Source organism: Gordonia sp. NPDC057258, assembly GCF_042668985.1.
In the GTDB taxonomy this organism is placed as follows: domain Bacteria; phylum Actinomycetota; class Actinomycetes; order Mycobacteriales; family Mycobacteriaceae; genus Gordonia; species Gordonia hongkongensis.
In genome coordinates this window covers 22188-44085 of the sequence record NZ_JBHUXZ010000041.1, presented here as the reverse complement: position 1 = coordinate 44085, position 21898 = coordinate 22188, and the positions used below count along the sequence as shown (strand labels likewise).

The following is a 21898-nucleotide window of genomic DNA, read 5'->3' as shown; positions in this document are numbered from 1 at the left end:
CTGGAATGTTTTGTTGTCTCAACACCACCAATCATTCCAGCTCAGAGGGCATTTTCTTGTCATCGACACCCCGCACCCATCCACGGATCCAGGCTAAGGGAGCAGGGTTCCTTCCTGCTCCTCGAGATCACGCGGTCCCGAAGATGCGATCGCCGGCGTCACCGAGTCCGGGGCGGATGAAGCCGTTGTCGTCGAGTTCGCGGTCGACCGCCGCGGTGAAAATCGGCACGTCGGGGTGTGAGCGATGCAGGACCTCGATGCCCTCCGGGCAGGCGAGCAGGCAGACGAACTTGATGGACTTCGGACCGTACTCCTTGATCCGGTCGATCGCGGCGACCGCCGAATGCCCGGTCGCCAGAAGCGGATCTACGATCACGACATCACGCTCGGACAGCTCCGACGGCATCTTGAAGTAGTACTCGACGACGACCATGGTCTTCGGGTCGCGGTAGAGGCCGATGTGTCCGACGCGCGCGCCGGGAACCACGGTCAGCATGCCGTCGGCGATACCGGCGCCGGCCCGCAGGACCGCGGCGAACACCAGCTTCTTGCCGTCGATGACCCGGGCGGTGGTGGTCTCGAGCGGTGTGTCGATGGTGATCTCGTGCATCGGGATGTCACGCAGGACGTCGTACGCCATCAGGATCGAGATCTCGTCGAGCAGACGGCGGAAGTCGTTGGTCGACGTCTCCTTGCGACGCATCAGGGTCAGTTTGTGTTGGACCAGCGGATGGTCGATGACGGCGACGCTGCCCATGAGTTCCTCTCGGTCGGTGGTCGGCTCAGAAAACGGTGCCGGTACTGCGTATCGTCAACGGCGGCAACCCATCGCGAAGTCGGCTCGCGAGCACGCGGCCGGCCGCCCACGTGCCACCCTCGAGCACGCAGGCCAAGGGCATCGAGGCCGCATCGGCGTCGAGGCGATCGCGTACGAGGTCGGCGATCTCGTCGAGAAGGGCGACGGTGAGCGCCCGCCATTCGACGACGAGCTCGTCGCCGACCTCCCACTCCCGGTCCGCCCAGGTCTCGTCACGCAGCGCGAGCACACCCGAGTCGAGGAGAAGGCCACCGTTGCGGTATTCGGGGAGGCCGGTCAGCTCGTCGAGTCCGGTCACCTGGACACCGGCCCAGCGAAACGGTTCGAGAAGCGAATAGGTCAGCCACTGGGACAGTTTGTGGAACGGCACCCAGCCGGCCGTGAGGCCCGGGCCGACGACGGCGTCGTGATGCCAGCAGTCGCCCAGTGGGTTAGTGTCGATCGTGTTGTCCGACGGCCAGATAGGGCCAAGATACTCAAGGACCCCGCTCAGGATGTCGACCGCGGGCACCTCCGCACGACCACCGCGGGTGAGGTGATCGAACAAGCCGCCCGGCCGGGCGTCCGGACCGAAGATCTCGGGGCGGCTCGACAACACCTCGCCCAGGCGGCGCAGGAGATCGACCCGCCCGGGCAGGCCCGTGAGCGGGTTGTCGGGACCCACCTGGAAGGCCGCGCCGAGAGTGTCCGCCGTGACGCGGCCCAGACCGGTGGCGTCGACCCGCAGGGGATCGGCCGGGTCGCTCGAGAACACCCCCTCGCAGAACGCCACCCAGCTCGCGACGCCGAGCCCCTCGGAACGGGTGAGAACCAGGTCGCTCGACCGTTCCCGAAACGACCACTCGGGTCCCGCGCCGGCATCGAGGAGGACGCTGACCAGCACGACGTCGATGAGCGCGCGGGTTCGCTCCGCCGAGCCGGCCGGGGGCAAGGCGGCGTCGAGAGCGCCGAGGCGGTCGATACCGCCTGCCTCGAAATGTCGCCACCTGCTGTGAAAAGGGATGTCTCCGTCGGGATATCGCAACCGAGTCGTTTCCACGACGATGTCAGCTGCCGCGTCCCGCGCATCGTCGTGGACGATGAACCACGACGATTCGCCGGCCCGCGCTCGTTCGAGGAGTTGTCGCGACCGGCTCCGGACGGTGGCGGTGGAGCGCAGCAGCCGGGCGGCCTGTGAGGCGGAGAGTTCCACCTCTGGTGCTCCGGTCATCACAACCCCCGGCCCTTGACCTGACGCAGCTGTTCGGCATCGGGCACGGGTCCGGGCGTGAAGTAACCGGCAGCCATTTTCGCGTCGATCTCGACGCGGGCGTCGGCGGGGATCAGTTCGTCGGGGATGTTGACCCGTTCGCCGACCTCGATACCCGAGCCGGTGATGGCGTCGTACTTCATGTTCGACATCGACACCAGGTGATGGATCCTGGTGATCCCGAACCAGTGCAGGACGTCGGGCATGAGCTCCTGGAACCGCATGTCCTGCACGCCCGCAACGCATTCGGTGCGGGCGAAGTACTGGTCCGCGGTGTCACCGCCGAGTTGGCGTTTACGGGCGTTGTACACCAGGAACTTGGTGACCTCGCCGAGGGCGCGTCCCTCTTTGCGGGAGTAGGCGACCAAGCCGACGCCGCCGCGCTGGGTGCCGCGGACGCACTCCTCGATTGCATGCGTCAGATATGGGCGGCACGTACAGATGTCGGAGCCGAACACGTCGGAGCCGTTGCACTCGTCGTGCACCCGTGCGGTGAGTTCCACCGAGGGGTCGGCGAGGTCGCGGGCGTTGCCGAAGATGTAGACCGTCTGCCCGCCGATCGGCGGGAGGAACACCTCGAGATCCGACCGCGTGACGAGTTCGGGATACATGCCGCCGGTCTCCTCGAACAACACCCGGCGCAGCTCGGCCTCGGAGCAGCCGAACCGCTCGGCGACGCCGGGAAGATGCCACACCGGTTCCACGGCCGCCTTGGTGACCAGAGCCGCGCCACTGGGCAGCAGAACCTCACCGTCGGGGACCAGACGGCCCTTCTCGATCGCCTCGGCGATCTCGGGAAGGATGACGTGCGCCTTGGTCACCGCGATGGTCGGCCGGATGTCGTAACCGCGAGCGATCTCGTCGGGGAAACTCTCGGCGACTGTCGCACCCCAAGGATCCAGCGAGACGATCGCGCGCGGATCGCCCCACTGTGGATACGGTCCGATGTGGTCGGTGGGCGAGGTGTTGGTGAGATCGGCTCGGTGCTCTCGTGCAAGGGCGCCGGCGGCGACGGCCAGTGCGCGATAGACGCTGTAGGAGCCGCTGTGGGTACCGATGACATTGCGATGCGCACGTGTGCCCGTCGTCCCGATGACGGGACCGCGTTCCGCCGCGGTGGCCGCCCCCCAGTGGATGGGCGGAGCGTCGACCCCGCCGCTGTGTGAGGTCAGTCGGATATGGCCCACGGACCTGTGTTCGCCGGACATCGTCGTCGTCCTCACCTTCGTCTCGAGGCGGTCACCCGCCACGGAGGGAAAGCGCCAGCATAGTTCCGGAAGTCCCTGTGCGCCGGGTGATGCGAAACGCCACGGCGGCGGCACCCCACGAAGGGTGCCGCCGCCGCATCTGATCGGTTCGACGATGAACCGATTTGCTCAGAGTTCGAACCGGTCCAGGTTCATCACCTTGTCCCAGGCCGCGACGAAGTCGTTCACGAACTTCTCCGCTGCGTCGTCGGCTGCGTAGACCTCGGCCAGGGCGCGCAACTGTGAGTTCGACGTGAACGCCAGATCGGCGCGAGTGCCGGTCCAGGTCTGCTCGCCGGTGGCGCGATCGCGCCCGACGTACAGGTTCTCGTCTTCCGACGCCGACCAGGCTGTCGACATGTCCAGCAGATTCACGAAGAAGTCGTTCGTGAGGACGCCGGGACGGTCGGTCAGGACGCCGGCCGCCGAGCCGCCGTAGTTGTTGCCCAGCACCCGGAGGCCACCCACCAGCACCGTCATCTCGGGGGCGCTGAGGGTCAGCAGCGATGCCTTGTCGACGAGGGTGAACTCGGCCGGAAGGCCACTGGTCTTGCCGACGTAGTTGCGGAACCCGTCGGCGGTGGGCTCGAGATGTGCCATCGAATCGGCGTCCGTCTCGTCCTGGGTGGCGTCGGTACGTCCAGGGGTGAACGGTACCGTGATCTCGACTCCGGCATCCCGCGCCGCCTTCTCGACTGCTGCCGTGCCGCCGAGGACCACGAGGTCGGCGAAGGAGACCTTCGCGCCGGCCTCGCCGGTGAACGCACCCTGGATGCCTTCGAGGGTGCGGATCACGGTGGCCAACTCGTCGGGCTCGTTGACCTCCCAGGATGCCTGCGGCTGCAGGCGGATCCGGCCGCCGTTGGCGCCGCCGCGCTTGTCGCTGCCACGGAAGCTCGACGCCGCCGCCCACGCGGTCTTCACGAGTTGCGCCACAGTCAGTCCCGAGTCGAGGAGCGTCGCCTTCAAGGCTGCCACGTCGGCATCGGTGACAAGTGGGCCCTCGTGCGCCGGGACATTGTCCTGCCACAGGTACGTCTCGGTCGGAACAAGCGGACCCCGATACCGGACGGCGGGTCCCATGTCGCGGTGCAGGAGCTTGAACCAGGCCTTGGCGAACTCGTGCGCCAGTTCCTCGGGGTGATCGAGCCACCGCCGGGTGATCTTCTCGAAACCGGGGTCGTAGCGCATCGCGAGGTCGGTGGTCAGCATCGACGGGTGGGTCTTCTCGTCGCCGAATGCCGTGGGGACGGTACCGGTCCCGGCGCCGTCCTTCGGACGCCACTGGTTGGCTCCGGCCGGACTCTTGTAGAGCTCCCACTCGTAGCCGTAGAGAGTCTCGAGGAAAGCGTTGTCCCAGCGGGTCGGGGTCGGATTCCAGATCACCTCGAGGCCGCTGGTGATCGTGTCCGCGCCCTTGCCGGAGCCGTGCGAGCTGGTCCAGCCGAGACCGGCGTCCTCGACGGCGGCGGCCTCGGGTTCGGGACCCACCAGGCCGGCGTCACCGGCGCCGTGGGTCTTGCCGAAGGTGTGGCCCCCGACGATCAGAGCCGCGGTCTCGACGTCGTTCATCGCCATCCGCGCGAACGTCTCGCGGATGTCGACCGCGGACGCGAGGATGTCCGGATTGCCGTTCGGTCCTTCCGGATTCACATAGATGAGCCCCATTTGCACTGCCGCAAGCGGTGTCTCGAGTTCGCGGTCGCCCGAGTACCGCTGATCGGCCAGCCACTCGAGTTCGGGGCCCCAGTACACCTCGTCGGGCTCCCACTCGTCCACGCGCCCGAAGGCGAAGCCGGCGGTGGTGAACCCCATCGACTCCAGGGCGACGTTCCCGGCGAAGACCAGGAGGTCGGCCCAGGACAATGCCGTGCCGTACTTCTTCTTGATCGGCCACAGTAGGCGGCGCGCCTTGTCCAGGTTGGCGTTGTCCGGCCAGCTGTTGAGCGGGGCGAATCGCTGCATCCCGGCTCCGGCACCACCGCGTCCGTCCTGCACCCGGTAGGTACCCGCGGCATGCCAGGACATGCGGACGAACAGGCCTCCGTAATGGCCGAAGTCGGCGGGCCACCAGTCCTGCGAATCGGTCATCAGGGCGGTCAGGTCGGCGCGTAACGCCTCGACGTCGAGATCCGCGAGGGCCGAGTCGTAGTCGAAGTCGGCGTCCATCGGATTCGCGACGTCCGGATTGTGCTGAAGCACCTTGAGATTCAGCTGGTTCGGCCACCAGTCGCGGTTGCCGCCGCCCTGGGTGGGCGGCGTGAGCCGACCGTGCGCGACCGGGCAACCGCCCGCGGCGGGCTCGGTGTTCGCCTCGGCAATGGGGGGATGTTCCTTCGCGTCGCGGACGGGCTCGTGGTCTTGCTGCGCCATGCGGGGTTTCCTTTCGGGCACGGTGAGAACTGCGATCGCCGGGTCGGTGATCGCAGGGGAGGGAGGCGTCGTGGTCGGGGGTCTATCGGTCGGGGCCGGCGCCCGGAGCGGGTCGGTTGGGTTCGGGGATGCAGTCGGGGCAATGACCCCAATAGATGACCTCGGCTTCGTCGATGACGAAACCCCGGTCGTCGGACGGGGTCAGGCACGGGGCCTCGCCGACTGCGCAGTCGACGTCCCCGATGGATCCGCATGTACGGCATATCACGTGGTGATGGTTGTCCCCGACGCGTGACTCATATCGAGACACGTGGCCGGACGGCTGGATGCGTCGCACCAGACCGGCCGAAGTCAGTACGCCCAGAACGTCGTACACCGTTTGCTGCGAGACCTCCGGCAACCGTTCGCGAGCGGTTCGGAGGACCTCGTCGGTGTCCGTATGAGGATGTGCTCGGACGGCTTGCATGACCGCGACGCGCGGGCGGGTCACCCGCAGTCCGGCGGCGCGCAGGTGCCGGGCGCAGTCCTCGTCGGTGAGCATGGTGACCATCGTGCAGTCGTATCTGGAATGATTCAAGTTAAGAAGGCGAAGTGAGGTGGCCGTCACGGGCGCCGTCGTAGTATCTGCTCATGCGGACAGCGACGCCGACCACCGCTCGGGCAGCCCTATGACCCCGTACGACGAGATCGTCGACGAGCTGTACGGTCTGGCGCCGGCGGCGTTCGTGACACGCCGGAACGAACTCGCTCGAGAGATCAAAGCGGACGGCGACCGTGACCTGGCGGGGCGGATCGCGAAGTTGCGGCGGCCCACGCAAGCTGCGTGGGCCGTCAATCAGTGGGTTCGCGCGCACCCCGACGACAGCGCCCTCATCGCTGGGTTGGCGTCGGATTTGACTGCGGCCCAGCGCCGCTCGGCTGTAGACAAGATGAAGACGTTGTCGCGACGCCGTCAGGATCTGATCAACGAGTCGGTGACCGCGGTCGCCGCCACGGCCGCAGATCTGCGAGTGACGCTGGGAGACAGTACCATTCGCGAGGTCACGCAGACATTGCGAGCCGCGGTGGCCGACCCGGAAGTGCTCGAGCAGGTGTTGCGGGGAAACCTCACCGCATCCGCCGAATACAGCGGCTTCGGGCCCGCCGGCGTGTTCGTCGTCCCGGAGCCGTTGCAGGAACCAGTCGCGGACGAGTCCGAGGCAAGCGGCGCGGACGCAGACGGTGCCGACGAAGAGGGTGCCGACAGGGATGACGCCGACGACTCGGACCACACAGCGTCTGACGAAGCGGAGCGTCGTCGACGAGACCTCGAAGCCCGACTGGCCGAGGCCGAGACAGGGGAGCGAACGGCCCGATCCGACCTCGACGCCGCCTCCCGAACTGTGGACGGGGCTTCGTCGGAGGTCGACGAGATCGTCCGGCGGGCTCAGGAGTTGCGGGCCGAGCTGGCTTGTTGCGAAGAATCGCTGCGGTTCGCGCGGCAACGACTCTCGACTGCGGAACAGGGCCGGGCCGAGGCGCGGATCGCGCTCCGTGAAGCCGTCGCGGCCACCAATGAGATCCGCTCGGCGCTCGCCGAGCTGTGAGCCGACGAAGGGGTCGAACCCGAAGTCTCCACCATGGTTGCCCGTCGCCCACGGTCAGCGTGTCAAGTGAAAACGCAGCAGCTCGGTGGTGCCGTTCAGCGCGCGGCCCCAATAGCCGCCCCGGCCGTCGGCTCGGAGCTCGTCACGCACGAATCCCACGGCGGTTCCCGAGTAGTCGACGACGATGACCGGTGCACCGTCCTGCACGGAACGCCCGGGGTACACCGCGCCGGGGAAGGCCCACCCGATCGCGGTGTTGTTGACGACCCGCGAACCCGTGAAGTTCTTGCCGAACCACACCGTGTCGGCGATCGGGGCGCTGGTGACGTCGCCGCGGTAATACCCGGACGGCATCGGCGGTGCAGCCTGGGCGGTCCCGGGTGCGGCCAGTGTCACGGCGCCCGCGAGGGCGACCGCGGCGACCGCGACGGCACCCCGGCGGAGGTGGGAGGTGGGTGAGGTGTCCATCTACCCATTGAACGCCTCCGCCGGCTCGCCGGCTCGTGGTTCGTCGGCGCCGTCCTCGCGGCGCCGAGGATCGGTGGGCCGACGAGGATCAGTGGCCGACGAGGCGGAGTGAGTCGTCGCGGCGGAGCACGAAGAAGTACGGCTTCGGCGACCCCTTCAGGTCCATGGCACCCAGGACGGCATCATCGGAGATCCGGTGGAAGACGTCGTTGATCGGCAGCTGGTCGTACGACATGGTCGCGGTGTCCGTGCCGCGGTACCGGGTGGTGCGCAGCCGGGCCCGTGCTCGTCGGGTCTGACTGAGAAGGCGGGTCGCGGCGATCGGCGTCCCCAACGACAACGACTTGACCCCGGATGCCTTCTCGGCGATCCCCAAACCGCCGAAAGCGATCGCCGGGTTCATGGCCCACAGTGCCGAACCGTCGCGGGTCGGGAAGAGCAGGGGGTGGACGGTCTCGGCGTCGACGAATTGCTTGCCCCACCAGCCGCTGGCCGCGAGGAAGCCGTCCAACGGGTGGTCGGTGGGCAGCTCGGCGCCGCGCCAGGTGCCGATCATGAAGTCCGGTTCGATCGCGGGGGCGGAGTCGAACAGGTCGAGGGCCTCGGCGGTCGTCGTCGGCGTGGTGGTCAGGATCTCGCGCACATGCATGTCGACGATCGTACGTGTAAAGACACAAGATCTGAAGAATGTCGCAACGGATCGCGGAGCCATGCCCCGGGGTGTGCGGCCGTCCGGAATAGCCTGCACGCACGCCGGGTTGCCGCAGGCATGGACCAACCCGCGTATGACCCTCGTGATCTTCTCGCCGAAGGCGGAGTCGGCGTCCTCGCCACAATCAAGTCCTCGGGATTACCACAGCTGTCCCCGGTGACCCCCTTTTACGACCGCGACGCCGGGACCATCTACGTCTCGATGACCGACGGCCGGGCCAAGACCGCCAACCTCCGACGCGATCCGCGCGCCGCGTTGGAGATCACCGGGCCCGATCGCTACACGTGGGCGACCGCCGAGGGCACTGTGACGTTGATCGGCCCGGGCACCGAACCGGACGGGCCCGAGGTCGAGGCGCTCGTCGACTACTACCGCAAGGCGGCAGGCGAGCACCCGGACTGGGACGAATACCGCAGGGTCATGGTCGCCGATCGCCGCGTCCTGATGGTCATGTCCGTGGACCGGGTGTACGGCGAACGTCTGCGCTGATTTTCACGATCGAGGACCCGGGTTGTCCTCGTCGTGTCGCACAGTGGACGCATGACAACCGACTTTCAACTGACCTTCGACTGTGGTGACCCGGCTGCGCTGTCCGCATTCTGGGCCGAGGTGCTCGGCTACCGGCTCCAGGACCCGCCTACCGGATTCGACAGCTGGGAGGCGGCGCTCGACGCATTCGGTGTGCCTCCGGAGCGTCGGAACGACGCCTCGGCCGTTATCGACCCGGAGGAGCGCAGGCCACGGTTGTTCTTCCAACGCGTACCCGAGGGCAAGACGGCGAAGAACCGGGTGCACCTCGACGTCCGTGCTGCCCCTGGCCTGAGTGGCGACGACCGGATGCGCGCCCTCGAGGCCGAAGCCGACCGGCTCGTCGGACTCGGTGCGACCCGGGGCGAACGACACGACCCCGCACCTCCGCTCGGCGAGGGCCACATCGTGATGCGCGACCCCGAGGGCAACGAGTTCTGTCTGGACTAGGGGTTTCGTAGCAACAATGCGCGCTATGTGCGCTCTGTTGCCACGAATTCCGATGTCAGACAGATATTTCCGGCTCTACCCAGGGTCCCGTCCAGGTCGGGCTGCTCGAAAGTGACCTCGGCGAAGCGACCCCGAACCGAGAGCGTCGCGATGGTGTTGCCGAACAGCGGGCCCAGGGTGTTCCGCCAGGCGACGGGCAGTTCGGGCGAGCCCCCACGACGCGCCCAGCGCCGGACGACCGAGGCGAGCCGATTCGACCACCCCAACCGGAACACCACCTTGATGTACGGCGGGATCGCGTTGTGCACCGGCGAACACACGAGCTGGTGGACGTCGGCGCTCGTCGTGTCCGGGAAGGCCGCACGTGCGGCATAGCTGTGGTGGACGTCGCCGGACAGCACGCTGACCGTCGCCGGCCCGGGGTCGCGTGCCGCAACCTGCCGGATCATCTCGCTGAGCCGGACGAAGGAATCGAAGAAGGCCGGCCAGTGCTCGAGGTCGGCACCCTGCCGGATCTTCTCGGCCAGCTGTCCACGACGGCCCGGCCGCCGGGCGCCGATCTCGTTCACAGTCTCCGCATCACCGATGACCGGCGGGAGCAACCACGGCAGTGATGAGCCGAGGACCAGGTGGTCGAGTCGCTCGATGTCGTCGACGACCTGGCTCTCTACCCAATCGAATTCGTTGTCACTCACCATCTTTCGTGTTCCGTCGGACAGGATGCGACCGTTGCGGGAGTCGATCATGACCAGCCTGGTGTTGCCCAGGTTCCACCGGAAACTGAACCGGACACCCTTGGTTCCGTCGGTTTCCCGGTCGGCACGATCCGCGACCTCGACCAGGTGGGGCCAGCAGTCACCGTCGATCTTGCGGACGCGGCGGTAGTCCTCGGACTCGGCGAGTTCGGCGGGGGAGAGGTTGCCGAGGTGCTGATACACCCAGTACGACGCGAGGCCGGCGCGGATCCGGTCCTGCCACCACGGCTTCTCACTCATCTGCCGACGCCAGGTGTCCGAGGTGTTCCAGTCATCACGGATGTCGTGATCGTCGAAGATCATGGCCGTCGGCACGGTCGAGAGGATCCATCGGATCTCGGGGTCTCCCCAGGTGTGCCGATACAGTCCCTCGTACTCCTCGAAGTCGACGACCTCGTCGGACGGTCCGGCGGTCGAGGCCCGGCTCGACTCCAGCGACTCCTTCACCTGCGGGGTCAGCTCGTCCGCGTACACCTGATCGCCGAGCAGGATGAGGGTGTCCGGCCACTCCTCCACCGGGAGGTGGCGCATCCGGACCGCGTAGCAGTCCAACGCGTCGAGTCCGAGCTTCTCGTCGAGCTTGGGGTCCTCGGCCCGCGGATACCGGCAGGACCCGAAGACGAACCGGTGCCGGTCCGCGGTGTCGGGTCCCCGGGTCCGGATGACGCTGGGCGGGAACTCGGTGTCCGGGAGGGGCCACTCGAGGGCGCCGTTGACGCGGACCTGATACTCCGAGACCGTGTCGGGCACCAGGCCGCTCACCTCGACCAGCGCGTAGTGATGACCGGACACCTCGAACGTCCGGGTCGCACAGCCGAGGACTTCGACCTCGCCGGGTTCGTCGGTCTGCACCCAGACCAGCGCGGAGGTTTCGTCGACGTGCCGGAGGATCGGACCCAGAACCAAAGCCATTCGATCAGAGTAGGCCGTGGCGCGGCGTCGCGCGGCCACGTCGATCGTGAGCGATGAGTTCGCCGGGTCGTGCCGGTCTGCACTCCTGGCGCCCTCACCACAGCGGTGACGTCTCGCGCCGGGACACCGGTGCACCGGAGTATCGATGGAGGAGCAACCAATGGTGATCGTTGCCGGCAGTCTGCGAGTGGACCCGGACCAGCGCGCGGCGTACATCGCCGGGTGCGACGAGGTGGTCGGTGCCGCCCGTCGGGCACCGGGGTGTCTCGATTTCGCGATCTCCGCGGACTCGATGGACCCCGGCCGGATCAACATCTTCGAGCGCTGGGACTCGCAGTCGGCGGTCGAGGCGTTCCGTGGCGACGGGGTCGGCGAGGACCAGTCACGGGCGATCCGGTCGGCGTCCGTTGCCGAGTACGACGTCGCCGACGTGCGGATATTGGCGGGCCCTCCGGATTGATGAGCACACAACCCGCGGCCACATCGAGCGTCGTAGGCTGTGTGCGCACTTCCAGAGGGGATCATGACCGGAATGTCCGACATCCAACAGACTCTCGCCGACGTCCTCGGCGAGCTCCGCAGTCTCGACGACCCGCGGATCCGAGCGGTCAACGAGAAACACGGCGACGACTACGGGGTCAATCTCACGAAGCTCAGGGCGATCGCGAAACGACTGCGAACGCAGCCCGAACTGTCCGCGGAGCTGTGGGCGACGGGCGACACCGCGCCGCGCCTGCTTGCACTGTTGATCTGTCGCCCGCGGGCGTTCGACGCCGCGCAGCTCGACACGATGATCCGCGAGGCCGACCGGCCGAAGGTCCACGATTGGCTCGTCAACTACGTCGTCAAAAAGAGTCCGCATGCCGAGGAGTTGCGGAGGTCGTGGATGGCCGACGCCGAGCCCGGTGTCGCCGCGGCGGGATGGGCCCTGACCGCTGATCGAGTGGTCAAGAAGCCCGGTGACCTCGACATGGCCGGGTTGCTCGACACCATCGAGTCCGACATGGGGAACGCGCCGCCACGCCTGCAGTGGGCGATGAACACATGCCTGGCGACCATCGGCATCGAGAATCCCGACTTCCGTTCTCGTGCAATCGACATCGGTGAGCGGTTGCGAGTGCTGGAGGATTACCCGACCTCCCCGGGCTGCACTTCGCCGTATGCGCCGGTCTGGATCGCCGAGATGGTACGGCGCAGATCGCCGTGACCTGAGCGGCTGCTCGTTGCCCCGTCGCTCAGGCGTCGGATCCTGACACTCCCGGAGATCCTTTGCTGCTCAGTCATTGTGGTGGCTGTGGGAAACCGGCATGACGACCGTGGTGAGGTCGCCGCCGTCTGCGGACCGAATCGTCATCGGGAGGTCCCGATTGCGGACGTCGATCATCATCTCGCCCCCGATCGACACATGGACCGCTGGGTAGAGCGTCGAGACCTCGAACCACAGTGCGATCGGGGGGCCGCAGGTCTCGGCTGGCACGACGGCGAGTTGTGCCGACGAGGCGTCGCTCAGTGTGAGTGCCGCCGACGTGAAGTCCAGGTGCACCCGGTCGGTTGCACAGCGCTCCAACGATTGCAACACAGCGGATTTCGCGACACTCGCACGCATGGTCACCGTGGGCAGGGCTTCGATCATCGCCTGGTGCGCGGGAAACGGCCCGTCGAGTAGGCGGCACCACATGTCGTCCCGACCGTCGAGCCGGAATCGAACTGCGCCGGCCGCGGCGTCGATGTCGACGACGCCGCCCCGTGCCAGGTCGGACAGACCATCACGGAGGTCGGCCGCACACAGCGTTCCCGACCACCGGGTGCCGCACGGTTCGACGGTCGGTAGCGACCGGGAAGAGAGCCGGTAGCGGTCTGTCGAGGTCAGGGTGACGGCCCCCTCTTCCAGCCGGAGTTCGACAGCGTCCAGGACGGGATGGGCCACGTCACGGGCGGCTGCGGTGAGCACCTGGCCGAGCGCGGCGGCCAGGATCGGTCCACGCACGGTGGCGAGCAGGGTTGTCGACTCCGCGGCGATCGTCATCTTGATCGTCCTGGCCTCGCGCCGAACCCGATCGGCTTCGGCAGCGACGGTTCGCACGTGTTCGTCGATCAGTCCGCCGGCGGTACCCGGCTCTGCGGCGAGGACCGTGCGGATGTCGGCGAGCGACATCCCGTTCTCGCGGAGTCGCCGGAGTGCGATCGCGTGCCGCTCCTGCGACGCGCTGTACTGGCGATATCCGGTCGACGCGTCGACGGCGGCCGGGGTGAGCAACCCCGAGTCGTCGTAGAACCGCAGCGCGGACGCGGTCAAGCCGGTGCGTTGCGCGAACGCGCCGATCGGGACGAGTTCGCTGACTTCGGGAACGGACGGCATATCGCAGATCATCCGGCTTCGACCTACCTGAAGGTCAAGTGGAACCGTGTCGGCGTCCGTTCGGGTCAGATGAGACCGAGTGCGAGCATGGCGTCGGCCACGCGAGTGAACGCCGCGATGTTGGCGCCGGTCGCGTAGTTGCCCGGTGCCCCGTATTCGTCTGCCGTGTGCAGGCAGTGGTCATGGATGGCCGTCATGATCTCCGACAATCGGTCCTCGGTGTGCGCGAACGTCCACGAATCCCGAGAAGCGTTCTGCTGCATCTCGAGTGCGCTGGTGGCGACGCCGCCCGCGTTCGCGGCCTTACCCGGGGCGAAGCCGACGCCGGCGTCTGCGAAGATGCGCACCGCCTCGGGGGTGCTGGGCATGTTCGCGCCCTCGGCGACGATGCGACATCCGTTCTTCGCCAGTTGAGTGGCGTCGACCCCGTTCAGTTCGTTCTGCGTCGCGCAGGGGATGGCGATGTCGGTGGGCACACTCCACATCGATCCGGTGTCGACGTGACGGGCGGACCCGCGGCGGGCGTCGGCGTAATCCGAGATACGGCCGCGCCGAACGTTTTTGATCTCCTTGAGCAGTTCGAGGTCGATACCGGCATCATCGACGACGTAGCCCCCGGAGTCCGAGCACGCGATCACGCGACCGCCGAGTTGTTGCACCTTCTCGATGGCGTAGATCGCCACATTGCCCGAGCCCGAGACCACCACGGTCTTGCCGTCGAGATCATCACCGGCCGCGGCGAGCATCTCGCGGACGAAGAACACCACGCCGTACCCGGTCGCCTCGGTGCGGACCTGCGACCCACCCCAGGCGAGTCCCTTGCCGGTGAGCACGCCGGACTCGTAACGGTTGGTGATGCGCTTGTACTGGCCGAAGAGATAACCGATCTCGCGACCGCCGACGCCGGTGTCACCCGCGGGTACATCGGTGTACTCGCCGATGTGGCGGTAGAGCTCGGTCATGAACGACTGGCAGAACCGCATGATCTCCGCGTCGGAGCGTCCCTTGGGATCGAAGTCGGCGCCGCCTTTGCCGCCGCCGATCGGGAGCCCGGTCAGTGCGTTCTTGAAGATCTGCTCGAACCCGAGGAACTTGACCACGCCCAGGTAGACGCTGGGGTGGAATCGAAGGCCGCCCTTGTAGGGGCCGAGTGCGGAATTGAACTCGACCCGGAACCCGCGGTTGATCTGCACCTGTCCCTGGTCGTCGACCCACGGCACTCGGAAGATGATCTGGCGCTCGGGCTCCGTCAGTCTCTTGATGATCCCGGCGTCCGCGTAGTGGGGATGTTTCGCCAAGACCGGACCCAGACTGTCGAAGACCTCCCGGACGGCCTGGTGGAACTCGGCCTCCCCAGGGTTCCGCGCAACAACCTGCGCGTACAGATCGCTGATCTTCTCGTCGAGCACGATGGCGACCACTTCCTTCTCCGTAGGTGTGGGACGGCGACGTGCCCAGGTGAGCACGCCGCCACCCGCACCCTATCGAGTGACAGGAATTCGACCGCAGACCGGTCCGTCGGACGACGACCGCGGTGTGTCCGCAGTGAGGTGGTCGGCCCCGCTCACCTGCGGAGCAGTCCGGTCGGGCACCGCTATGCGCGGATCACGCGCGGGCCAGAACAGGTCGTCGCACCTGGAGCGACGGATGTCGGGTCACGATCTCATGCCTGGACGTCGGATCGGCACCAGTGGTGAGCGTCAGGATCCAAGGCACCGACTCGGTGTCGTCGGACACCCACGGATCCAGTTCGAGGTGGGCCAGGATGTCGCGTGACAGGCTCTCGAGTCTCGCGACGGTCAGTCGTCCGGACGAGTCCGCGAAACCGCAGCACACATCCCGCCCCTCCGGTACCCCGAACACGTCCACGTCGTTCTCGCGGTGCCATTGCCGTCGGAGGAGCAACGACTCCGACTCCTCGACGACAACCGAACACCTGGCGGGGTGAGAAAAGGCGTCGTGCGCGCGAGTCGACGCTTGCTCGACGAATTCTCTGACCCGACCGGGGGAGCCACACACGCGTATTCGGCACTCCATCACAACCGCTTTCACGGCTACCCTTCCTTTCGCTGCTACCGGCCATCTGCGACCGGTGCCATGGACTCTAGCCCAGAAAAAAATAAAAGCCAGTCCGGCGCATTTTGCAGGCCCACAGTAAATGAAACGTACTGTGTGACAACGTATGAAGTCGGCAAGTCGGCATCAGATCGGACGGGCTGGACTTCTGCCATTTCTGGGCTATGGTCACGAAGGAGAGCGGGAGCGACCCGTTGTAGACCACGACCGATTCGAGGAGAAATGGCGGAAAAGAATTCGAGCTCGAAAAAACGGCGGCAAGAACTCAAGGAACGTCGTGAGCGAAAACGGGCACTCGAGGATGTCTCGTTGATTCGGAAGAGGAAAAGCGCGCGTTGACGCCGACGCTCGCGTCAGCCCGCGCTTTTCAGTGCCCGGACGATCGTGGGCCAGGCTCGGTGCAGATCCTGGTTCCAGTAACCCCACGAGTGGAGACCGGCACGGAAGTCGTAGGTGATGTCGACCCCGGCTCGGTCTGCGCGACGCTTGAAGCTCTCGGTGCATCGGGCGACGATGCCCTCGAGCACGCCTCCGACGGGTGAGGCCAGCCCGGCCAGCCCTAGGGCCGGGTCGGGCAGACCGTTGCCGACCGCTACATACACGTGCTTACCGCGTAGCGCGGACACGTGACCGGCGGGATTGTGGGCATCCCAGTTGTCGTGATCGAGCGGGCCCCACATGTTCTCCGGGTTCCCGCCTCTCGTCGTGACCGATGTGGCGGTCGCCTGCCGGAACTCCGGCGACCCTTGATCGAGGCACCCGCTGAAGGCGACCACGCCCCGGTAGAGATCTGGGTTGCGGACCGCGATGGACATCGCGCCCAGCGCCCCCATCGACAGCCCGCCGATCACGTTCCGTCCGTTGCCCCGGAAGCGTCCGTCGACCAGCGGAGGGAGTTCCTCGGTCAGGAAGGTCTCCCACATGTTCCGCCCCAGGACGGGATCGATTCGGCGCCAGTCGGTGTAGTACGAACCCGTACCCCCAATGGGCAGAACCACGTTGACCTTCTTGTCGGCGACGAAGCGCGCGATGTCGGTCTGGAAGGTCCACCCGCTCTGCGTGTAGCTGGTGTAGACCCCACCGTCGATCCCGTCGAGGAGGTACACGGTCGGCCGTGGGCCGGTCCGCTCGCGGGGGGCGAGCACGCTCACCCGAACGGGCCGCTTCATGGTGGCGGAATACACGGTCATCGTCGTGCGTGTCGCCGTCTCCGAGGTCACCGCAAGGATCCGCGCCGAGTCGCCGAGCCTCGGTGGCGTCGCCTCCGCCGGCTGCCCCGTCGAGACGCTCGCGACGACCGCGATCAGAAATGCACAACCGAGCCCTGCGGCTCGCTGCCAGCGTGACACTCTTCGTTCCCCCTAGGACACTGCCGTCACGACCGGCGACCCACCCCCAGGTCGACGTCCGGCATTCGCCGCGTGTCGGTCGATCACGGGTCCGGACACGGACCGCGGACCCATTAGAGCAGGTCTGGGGCCGCCGTGTGACCGAAGCGCGCCGACGACCGAGGTTTTGCGTACAGGGACCCGGGTACCCGAATGATCCCGGGCTGTGGACAGTCGGGATTCACACGACAGAGGAAGGTAGGTGCTCTGATGGGCACATATGTCACCGCGAATCCGACCACCGGTACGACCGAACGGGAATTTCCCGGACTGAAGGACGACGAGGTGGCCGGCGTGGCCGAACGGTCACTCGCGGCATACCAGGAGTGGCGAGCGACCGAGGCATCCGAACGGGCCGCAATTCTCTCCCGGACCGCTGACGAGTACGAGAGGCGAGCCGATGAGCTCGCGGCCGTCATCACGACCGAGATGGGCAAACCCGCCAAGGAGGCGGCGGGAGAGGTCCAGCTGGCCGCGGACATCTATCGCTGGTACGCCGAGCACGGACCGGATCTGCTCGAGACCGAGGCCCTCGACCCGCAGGGCGCGGACGCGTCGATCGTGCAGGTCGCGCCGATCGGACCACTGGTGGGCGTGATGCCGTGGAACTACCCCTACTACCAGGTCGCACGTTTCGTCGCGCCGAACCTGTTGGCCGGCAACACCGTCATTCTCAAGCATGCGTCGATCTGCGCGGCGTCGTCGGCGCTGATGGCTGAGATCCTGCACGACGCGGGTGTCCCTGCCGACGCGTACATCAACGTGTACGCGAGCAGTGATCAGATCGCAGACCTGCTCGCGCACAACGCGATACGCGGTGTATCGCTCACCGGCAGTGAGAAAGCGGGTGCAGCCGTGGCAAAGGTTGCCGCGGAGAACCTGAAGAAGTCCGTGCTCGAGCTCGGCGGTTCGGACCCGTTCATCCTGCTCGACTCCGCCGACATGGAACGCACGACGAAGATCGCGGCGGGCGCACGGCTGTCGAACGCGGGCCAGGCGTGCAACTCGCCGAAACGGTTCATCGTTCTCGACGAGTTGTACGACGACTTCGTCGATGGTGTGGTCAAGCAGTTCGAGTCGACGGTGGTCGGTGATCCGTCCGACGATTCCACTCAGATGGGTCCGCTGTCGTCCCTGTCGGCGCGCGACACCGTGGCCGAACAGGTCGAGACCGCGGTGAAACAGGGCGCCACCCTGCGGACGGGTGGGAAGCCGCTGGAGCGCGACGGAGCCTTCTTCGAACCCACTGTGCTGACGGACATCACCCCGGACATGGACGCCTACTCCGAGGAGATCTTCGGGCCGGTCGCGATGGTCTACAAGGTGTCCTCCCCGGAGGACGCCGTGGCGCTCGCCAACGATGTCGAGTTCGGATTGAGCGGCTCGGTGTGGAGCGGTGACATCGGCAAGGCCGAGGAGGTCGCCGATCAGCTGGAAGTCGGCATGGCGTATGTCAACGAACACGGCACCACGCTGCCCGGCCTTCCGTTCGGCGGGGTGAAACGGTCCGGCTATGGTCGCGAACTCGGGCGTTGGGGCATGGGCGAGTTCGTCAACACCAAGCTGCGTCGCACCGCGTCCGAGTAGCCGGACGATCGGCGATGGCCGGACGGGCCGATGCGGAAAGCGTCGGCCCGTCCCGCTGTCCGGCTCGTGATCCGACGGCCGGCCGTCCGACGTGTCAGCCGTTGGTCTGACGCGCCCGGTCGACCGCGACGGCCACCCCGTGATGCCACGGCACTCCGTGCCCGGGAAGCAGAGACTTCGCGTCCGTCGCTGCCAGCGCGTCGAGCGACGCCCGATTGCGATCGAGGTCGGCGGTTGCGGAGCCGGCGATCATGCGCGGGCCGGTCGCCGCGGTGTACGGATCGAGGGTGACGAGCGCGTCGCCGGCGATGACCGCGTCGCGTAACGGAAAGTGCAGCGACACATGGCCGTAGGTGTGACCGGGAGTCGGCACCACCTGCGCGCCACCGGGGAGCAGGGCATCATCGCCGAAAGGCGTCACATCCAGGTGATCGACGCCGCGCACCGTGAACGCAGCGGCCGCCGCCATGCGTCCGAGCAGGCGTAGCGAACGCGGATGACGAAGGGGCACTCCGAATCTGGTCGCGTTCTGATGCGCGTAGCGGTAGGGATGGGACGCCAGCCACGCATCGTCGCGATGGACGTGGACCGGGATCCGCCACTCGCGCGCCAGGCGGCGCGCGGTGCCAACGTGATCGAAATGACCATGCGTGATGATCAGGTCAGACACGGCATCGGTGTCACGGCCGAGTTCCCGGATGGCCTTGAGGAGTGGTTCGTACGAGCGGGGGAGTCCACAGTCGACGAGGATCAGCCGGTCCTGGTCCTCGATCAGGTACTGATTCGTGTAGGCGTACTCGAGCCAGTGGATGCCGGGGACGACGTCACGATGGAAGGTCATGACGAGACGCGTACCCAGTGGTCGCGGCAGCAAACCGGGGGCGACGGTCGAAGTTTGGACAAGACCGGGGGTTTCTGTAATCACCCCGGCCTCTGGCTCGACATGCGGGTTACAGCACCGCAGGAGCGTGACTGCGACCGTATCAGGAACACCCCGGTGAACGCGAATCACCGATCGCCGACCTGATGTCAATCGTCGATGAAGACCTGGCAGCACAGGTCATTGCGGGCACGTTGGTCGTCGAGCACCAACTCGCGTACCCGAACGGGGAGATGTTCTCGCTGCCAAGCGCATTCGCGTCTACCCGCGTCGACCCCGTGTGCGGACCGGACCGCCTTGATCGCGTACGCCGCGGCACCCAGGTCGTGCGATGCGAGGTGGGCGGTCACCGCCGCTTGCCCGGCGGCGTAGGCGGCGAACCGCGGTGCGCCACGTAGATCGCGGGCGGCACCCATGGCGTGTCCGCCGGCGGCGCGCGACTCCATCATCGCCAGCTCGCCCCGGGTCTACGCGCGGACCGCCGCGATGGCCTCCCTGGGGCGAGGGTCATCCGGCCGTGCCGACTCGAACAAGGGCAGAACGTGCTCCGCACACCGTGCCGCCCAGAGCGCCAGCAAGTGGTGATCGGCGTCGGTGAGCGTCCCGCCACGACGGATGGTGACCAAGCGGGGGTCGAACACTGTGGGGCGGATCATCGCGACCTCTCTGCCGGCGCGGACTCAGCGGCGGCGCCGGGCGATTCGCACCTCGACGTCCTCGGGCGTGAGAACCCCGGTGGGTTCGGCGACGACGCCCACGCGTACGGGCGCCTGCGCTCGGTCGGTGACGGTGAGCGGCGGGCCGTCGGGCTGCAGATGGTCGTTGCCCCACTGCATCAACGACATCACCACGGGAAACAGATCGCGGCCCATGTCGGTGAGCTGATACTCGAACCGTTCGCGCTGTCCGGCGTCGCGGTAGGGGACCTTGGTGAAGATCCCGGCCTCGGTGAGTTCGCGCAGGCGGGCCGACGCGACCGCGTCGCTGATCCCGACCCGCCGGCTGAACTGATCGAACCTGGTGGCGCCGTAGAAGGCCTCCCGCAGGATGAGGATCGCCGACCGGGTGCCCACCAGGTCGATCGCCTTCGCGATCGAGCAGTTGCTCGCCTCCCAGCTGTCGCGTTCGGCCAGCGGGCCCTTCAGGTGCATCATGCCCCCAGCCTACCCTGACTTGACAAGACCATAGCCAGAGCGTAGACCTGACTTTGGCAGACAAAAGTCAGCCATCATCCGGATCGGGTTGCGTTCCGATCCGCACACTGACGGAGGATCAGTCATGAGATCTGCGGTCATCGTCGACGCTGTTCGCACACCCATCGGCAAGGGCAAGCCCACCGGCGCCCTCCATGACGTTCATCCCGTCGACCTCCTCGCGCACAGCCTCCGAGCAGTCGTGGACCGTTCGGGTGTCGATCCCGAACTCGTCGACGACGTGATCACCGGTGTCGTCAGTCAGGTGGGGGAGCAGAGTTTCAACATCGCGCGGCGCGCGCTCCTGGCCGCCGGCTACCCCGAATCCGTGCCGGGGGTCTCCGTCGACCGCCAATGCGGAAGCGGGCAACAGGCCATCGCGTTCGCCGCGCAGGGCATCATCGCGGGCACGTACGACATCGCGGTCGCCGCGGGTGTCGAATCGATGTCCCGTATCCCGATGGGCTCGGCCGTTGCCGGTACCGCCGATCTCAACGGACGGGCGTTCGGCGATCGATACCCGCAGGGCCTCGTGGGTCAGGGGATCTCGGCGGAACTGATCGCCGCCCGCTGGGACATCTCGCGACGCGAGATCGACGAATTCTCCTTGCGGTCACACGATCTCGCCGCCACCGCCACCAAGAACGGACTCTTCGACGACGAACTCGCGCCCATCGCGGGGCTGACGTCAGACGAGGGAATTCGTCTCGGGGGCAACCTCGACGACCTCGCCCGGCTGCGACCGGCCTACTACGACGAGGCGATCGCGCGTCGGTTCCCCGAGATCGACTGGCGGATCACCGCGGCGAGTGCGAGTCAGATCAGCGACGGGTCGTCGGCGGTGCTGCTGATGAGCGAGGAGAAGGCCGTCGAACTCGGTTTGCGTCCGCGCGCACGGGTGCACACCATCGCGGTCGCCGGCGACGACCCACTCCTGATGCTCACCGGCATCATCCCGGCAACGCGGAAGGCACTGTCACGCAGTGGTTTGCGTGTCGAGGACATCGACCTGTTCGAGGTGAACGAGGCGTTCGCGCCGGTGGTCCTGGCGTGGTCGCGGGAGTTCGGGGTGGACGTGGATCGAGTCAACGTCAACGGCGGTGCGATCGCGCTCGGCCACCCGCTTGGTGCCAGCGGTGCCCGCCTCGCGACCACGGGACTCAACGCGCTGGAACAGCGCGGCGGTCGTTACCTCCTGCAAACGATGTGTGAGGCAGGCGGATTGGCCAACGCGACGATCTACGAGCGACTCAGCTGAGCCGTCGGCGGTCCGGGCGGGCGTGCTCGTCGTCCATTCGGCGTATCTCGGTCGCACACG

At 67.0% G+C, this 21898-nt stretch carries 21 protein-coding genes and 1 pseudogene; 7 read left to right on the top strand and 15 right to left on the bottom strand.

Going from position 1 to position 21898, the window contains the following annotated elements; genetic code table 11:
* Nucleotides 1-127 precede the first annotated feature (127 nt).
* The 5 genes from upp to ACFUEJ_RS21235 form a co-directional block, all read right to left on the bottom strand.
* Nucleotides 128-757, bottom strand: a complete 630-nt coding sequence (gene upp / locus ACFUEJ_RS21255) for a uracil phosphoribosyltransferase (RefSeq protein ID WP_058253501.1) — start codon at nucleotides 755-757, stop codon at nucleotides 128-130.
* Between the two features lie 25 nt (nucleotides 758-782).
* Nucleotides 783-2027, bottom strand: a complete 1245-nt coding sequence (locus tag ACFUEJ_RS21250; protein ID WP_226513418.1) for a URC4/urg3 family protein — start codon at nucleotides 2025-2027, stop codon at nucleotides 783-785.
* Nucleotides 2027-3274, bottom strand: coding sequence for a GTP cyclohydrolase II (locus ACFUEJ_RS21245; RefSeq protein WP_226513417.1), 1248 nt, complete (start codon nucleotides 3272-3274; stop codon nucleotides 2027-2029). The genes ACFUEJ_RS21250 and ACFUEJ_RS21245 overlap by 1 nt, the downstream gene beginning before the upstream one ends.
* Before the next feature lie 168 nt (nucleotides 3275-3442).
* Entirely contained in the window at nucleotides 3443-5686 is a 2244-nt protein-coding gene (katG, locus tag ACFUEJ_RS21240) for a catalase/peroxidase HPI (protein WP_388031673.1), read from the bottom strand.
* Between the two features lie 82 nt (nucleotides 5687-5768).
* Nucleotides 5769-6227, bottom strand: coding sequence for a Fur family transcriptional regulator (locus ACFUEJ_RS21235; protein ID WP_388031683.1), 459 nt, complete (start codon nucleotides 6225-6227; stop codon nucleotides 5769-5771).
* Nucleotides 6228-6354: 127 nt separating this feature from the next.
* Between ACFUEJ_RS21235 and ACFUEJ_RS21230 the strand changes: the two genes are divergently transcribed.
* Nucleotides 6355-7272, top strand: a complete 918-nt coding sequence (locus ACFUEJ_RS21230; RefSeq protein WP_388031681.1) for a hypothetical protein — start codon at nucleotides 6355-6357, stop codon at nucleotides 7270-7272.
* A gap of 54 nt (nucleotides 7273-7326) precedes the next feature.
* Here the strand turns inward: ACFUEJ_RS21230 and ACFUEJ_RS21225 are convergent, their stop codons facing one another.
* Together ACFUEJ_RS21225 and ACFUEJ_RS21220 are read right to left on the bottom strand one after the other, a co-directional pair.
* On the bottom strand, nucleotides 7327-7740 hold the full coding sequence (locus ACFUEJ_RS21225) for a hypothetical protein (protein ID WP_388031671.1): 414 nt from the start codon (nucleotides 7738-7740) through the stop codon (nucleotides 7327-7329).
* 88 nt (nucleotides 7741-7828) lie between these two features.
* Entirely contained in the window at nucleotides 7829-8389 is a 561-nt protein-coding gene (locus ACFUEJ_RS21220; RefSeq protein ID WP_388031668.1) for a GXWXG domain-containing protein, read from the bottom strand.
* A gap of 120 nt (nucleotides 8390-8509) precedes the next feature.
* Between ACFUEJ_RS21220 and ACFUEJ_RS21215 the strand changes: the two genes are divergently transcribed.
* Both ACFUEJ_RS21215 and ACFUEJ_RS21210 read left to right on the top strand, forming a co-directional pair.
* On the top strand, nucleotides 8510-8941 hold the full coding sequence (locus ACFUEJ_RS21215; RefSeq protein WP_388031665.1) for a PPOX class F420-dependent oxidoreductase: 432 nt from the start codon (nucleotides 8510-8512) through the stop codon (nucleotides 8939-8941).
* Nucleotides 8942-8992: 51 nt separating this feature from the next.
* Nucleotides 8993-9430 (top strand): VOC family protein, encoded by a 438-nt coding sequence (locus tag ACFUEJ_RS21210; RefSeq protein ID WP_058253494.1) that lies wholly within the window; start codon nucleotides 8993-8995, stop codon nucleotides 9428-9430.
* Nucleotides 9431-9453: 23 nt separating this feature from the next.
* On the opposite strand, the gene ACFUEJ_RS21205 is transcribed toward ACFUEJ_RS21210, so the two are convergent.
* On the bottom strand, nucleotides 9454-11097 hold the full coding sequence (locus ACFUEJ_RS21205; protein WP_388031662.1) for an alkaline phosphatase D family protein: 1644 nt from the start codon (nucleotides 11095-11097) through the stop codon (nucleotides 9454-9456).
* A 160-nt stretch (nucleotides 11098-11257) separates the two neighbouring features.
* Between ACFUEJ_RS21205 and ACFUEJ_RS21200 the strand changes: the two genes are divergently transcribed.
* Together ACFUEJ_RS21200 and ACFUEJ_RS21195 are read left to right on the top strand one after the other, a co-directional pair.
* Nucleotides 11258-11557, top strand: a complete 300-nt coding sequence (locus ACFUEJ_RS21200; protein WP_247449334.1) for a putative quinol monooxygenase — start codon at nucleotides 11258-11260, stop codon at nucleotides 11555-11557.
* A 63-nt stretch (nucleotides 11558-11620) separates the two neighbouring features.
* The gene (locus ACFUEJ_RS21195) at nucleotides 11621-12304 is read left to right on the top strand and encodes a DNA alkylation repair protein (protein ID WP_269554832.1); all 684 of its coding nucleotides are present in this window, start codon (nucleotides 11621-11623) and stop codon (nucleotides 12302-12304) included.
* A 69-nt stretch (nucleotides 12305-12373) separates the two neighbouring features.
* Here ACFUEJ_RS21195 and ACFUEJ_RS21190 read toward each other — a convergent pair whose 3' ends face one another.
* The 4 genes from ACFUEJ_RS21190 to ACFUEJ_RS21175 form a co-directional block, all read right to left on the bottom strand.
* On the bottom strand, nucleotides 12374-13456 hold the full coding sequence (locus ACFUEJ_RS21190) for a MerR family transcriptional regulator (RefSeq protein WP_388031660.1): 1083 nt from the start codon (nucleotides 13454-13456) through the stop codon (nucleotides 12374-12376).
* Between the two features lie 65 nt (nucleotides 13457-13521).
* Nucleotides 13522-14877, bottom strand: coding sequence for an NADP-specific glutamate dehydrogenase (gene gdhA / locus ACFUEJ_RS21185; protein WP_065631644.1), 1356 nt, complete (start codon nucleotides 14875-14877; stop codon nucleotides 13522-13524).
* Nucleotides 14878-15061: 184 nt separating this feature from the next.
* Nucleotides 15062-15361 (bottom strand): hypothetical protein, encoded by a 300-nt coding sequence (locus ACFUEJ_RS21180; protein ID WP_078114046.1) that lies wholly within the window; start codon nucleotides 15359-15361, stop codon nucleotides 15062-15064.
* A gap of 524 nt (nucleotides 15362-15885) precedes the next feature.
* Nucleotides 15886-16881, bottom strand: a complete 996-nt coding sequence (locus ACFUEJ_RS21175) for an alpha/beta hydrolase (RefSeq protein ID WP_388031657.1) — start codon at nucleotides 16879-16881, stop codon at nucleotides 15886-15888.
* A 249-nt stretch (nucleotides 16882-17130) separates the two neighbouring features.
* Here ACFUEJ_RS21175 and ACFUEJ_RS21170 point away from each other — a divergent pair, with 249 nt between their 5' ends.
* Nucleotides 17131-18507, top strand: a complete 1377-nt coding sequence (locus ACFUEJ_RS21170) for an NAD-dependent succinate-semialdehyde dehydrogenase (RefSeq protein WP_065631645.1) — start codon at nucleotides 17131-17133, stop codon at nucleotides 18505-18507.
* A gap of 94 nt (nucleotides 18508-18601) precedes the next feature.
* Here ACFUEJ_RS21170 and ACFUEJ_RS21165 read toward each other — a convergent pair whose 3' ends face one another.
* The 3 genes and pseudogenes from ACFUEJ_RS21165 to ACFUEJ_RS21155 all read right to left on the bottom strand — a co-directional run bounded on the left by ACFUEJ_RS21165 (nucleotide 18602) and on the right by ACFUEJ_RS21155 (nucleotide 20541).
* Nucleotides 18602-19348, bottom strand: coding sequence for an MBL fold metallo-hydrolase (locus tag ACFUEJ_RS21165; protein ID WP_388031654.1), 747 nt, complete (start codon nucleotides 19346-19348; stop codon nucleotides 18602-18604).
* A gap of 188 nt (nucleotides 19349-19536) precedes the next feature.
* Nucleotides 19537-20043: pseudogene (locus ACFUEJ_RS21160) on the bottom strand (putative immunity protein).
* A 24-nt stretch (nucleotides 20044-20067) separates the two neighbouring features.
* Nucleotides 20068-20541, bottom strand: coding sequence for a winged helix-turn-helix transcriptional regulator (locus ACFUEJ_RS21155; RefSeq protein WP_388031651.1), 474 nt, complete (start codon nucleotides 20539-20541; stop codon nucleotides 20068-20070).
* A gap of 124 nt (nucleotides 20542-20665) precedes the next feature.
* On the opposite strand from ACFUEJ_RS21155, the gene ACFUEJ_RS21150 reads away from it, so the two are divergent.
* Nucleotides 20666-21838 carry an acetyl-CoA C-acyltransferase gene (locus tag ACFUEJ_RS21150; protein ID WP_388031648.1) on the top strand — a complete coding sequence of 391 codons (1173 nt, stop codon included), beginning with the start codon at nucleotides 20666-20668 and terminating at the stop codon, nucleotides 21836-21838.
* Nucleotides 21839-21898 lie beyond the last annotated feature (60 nt).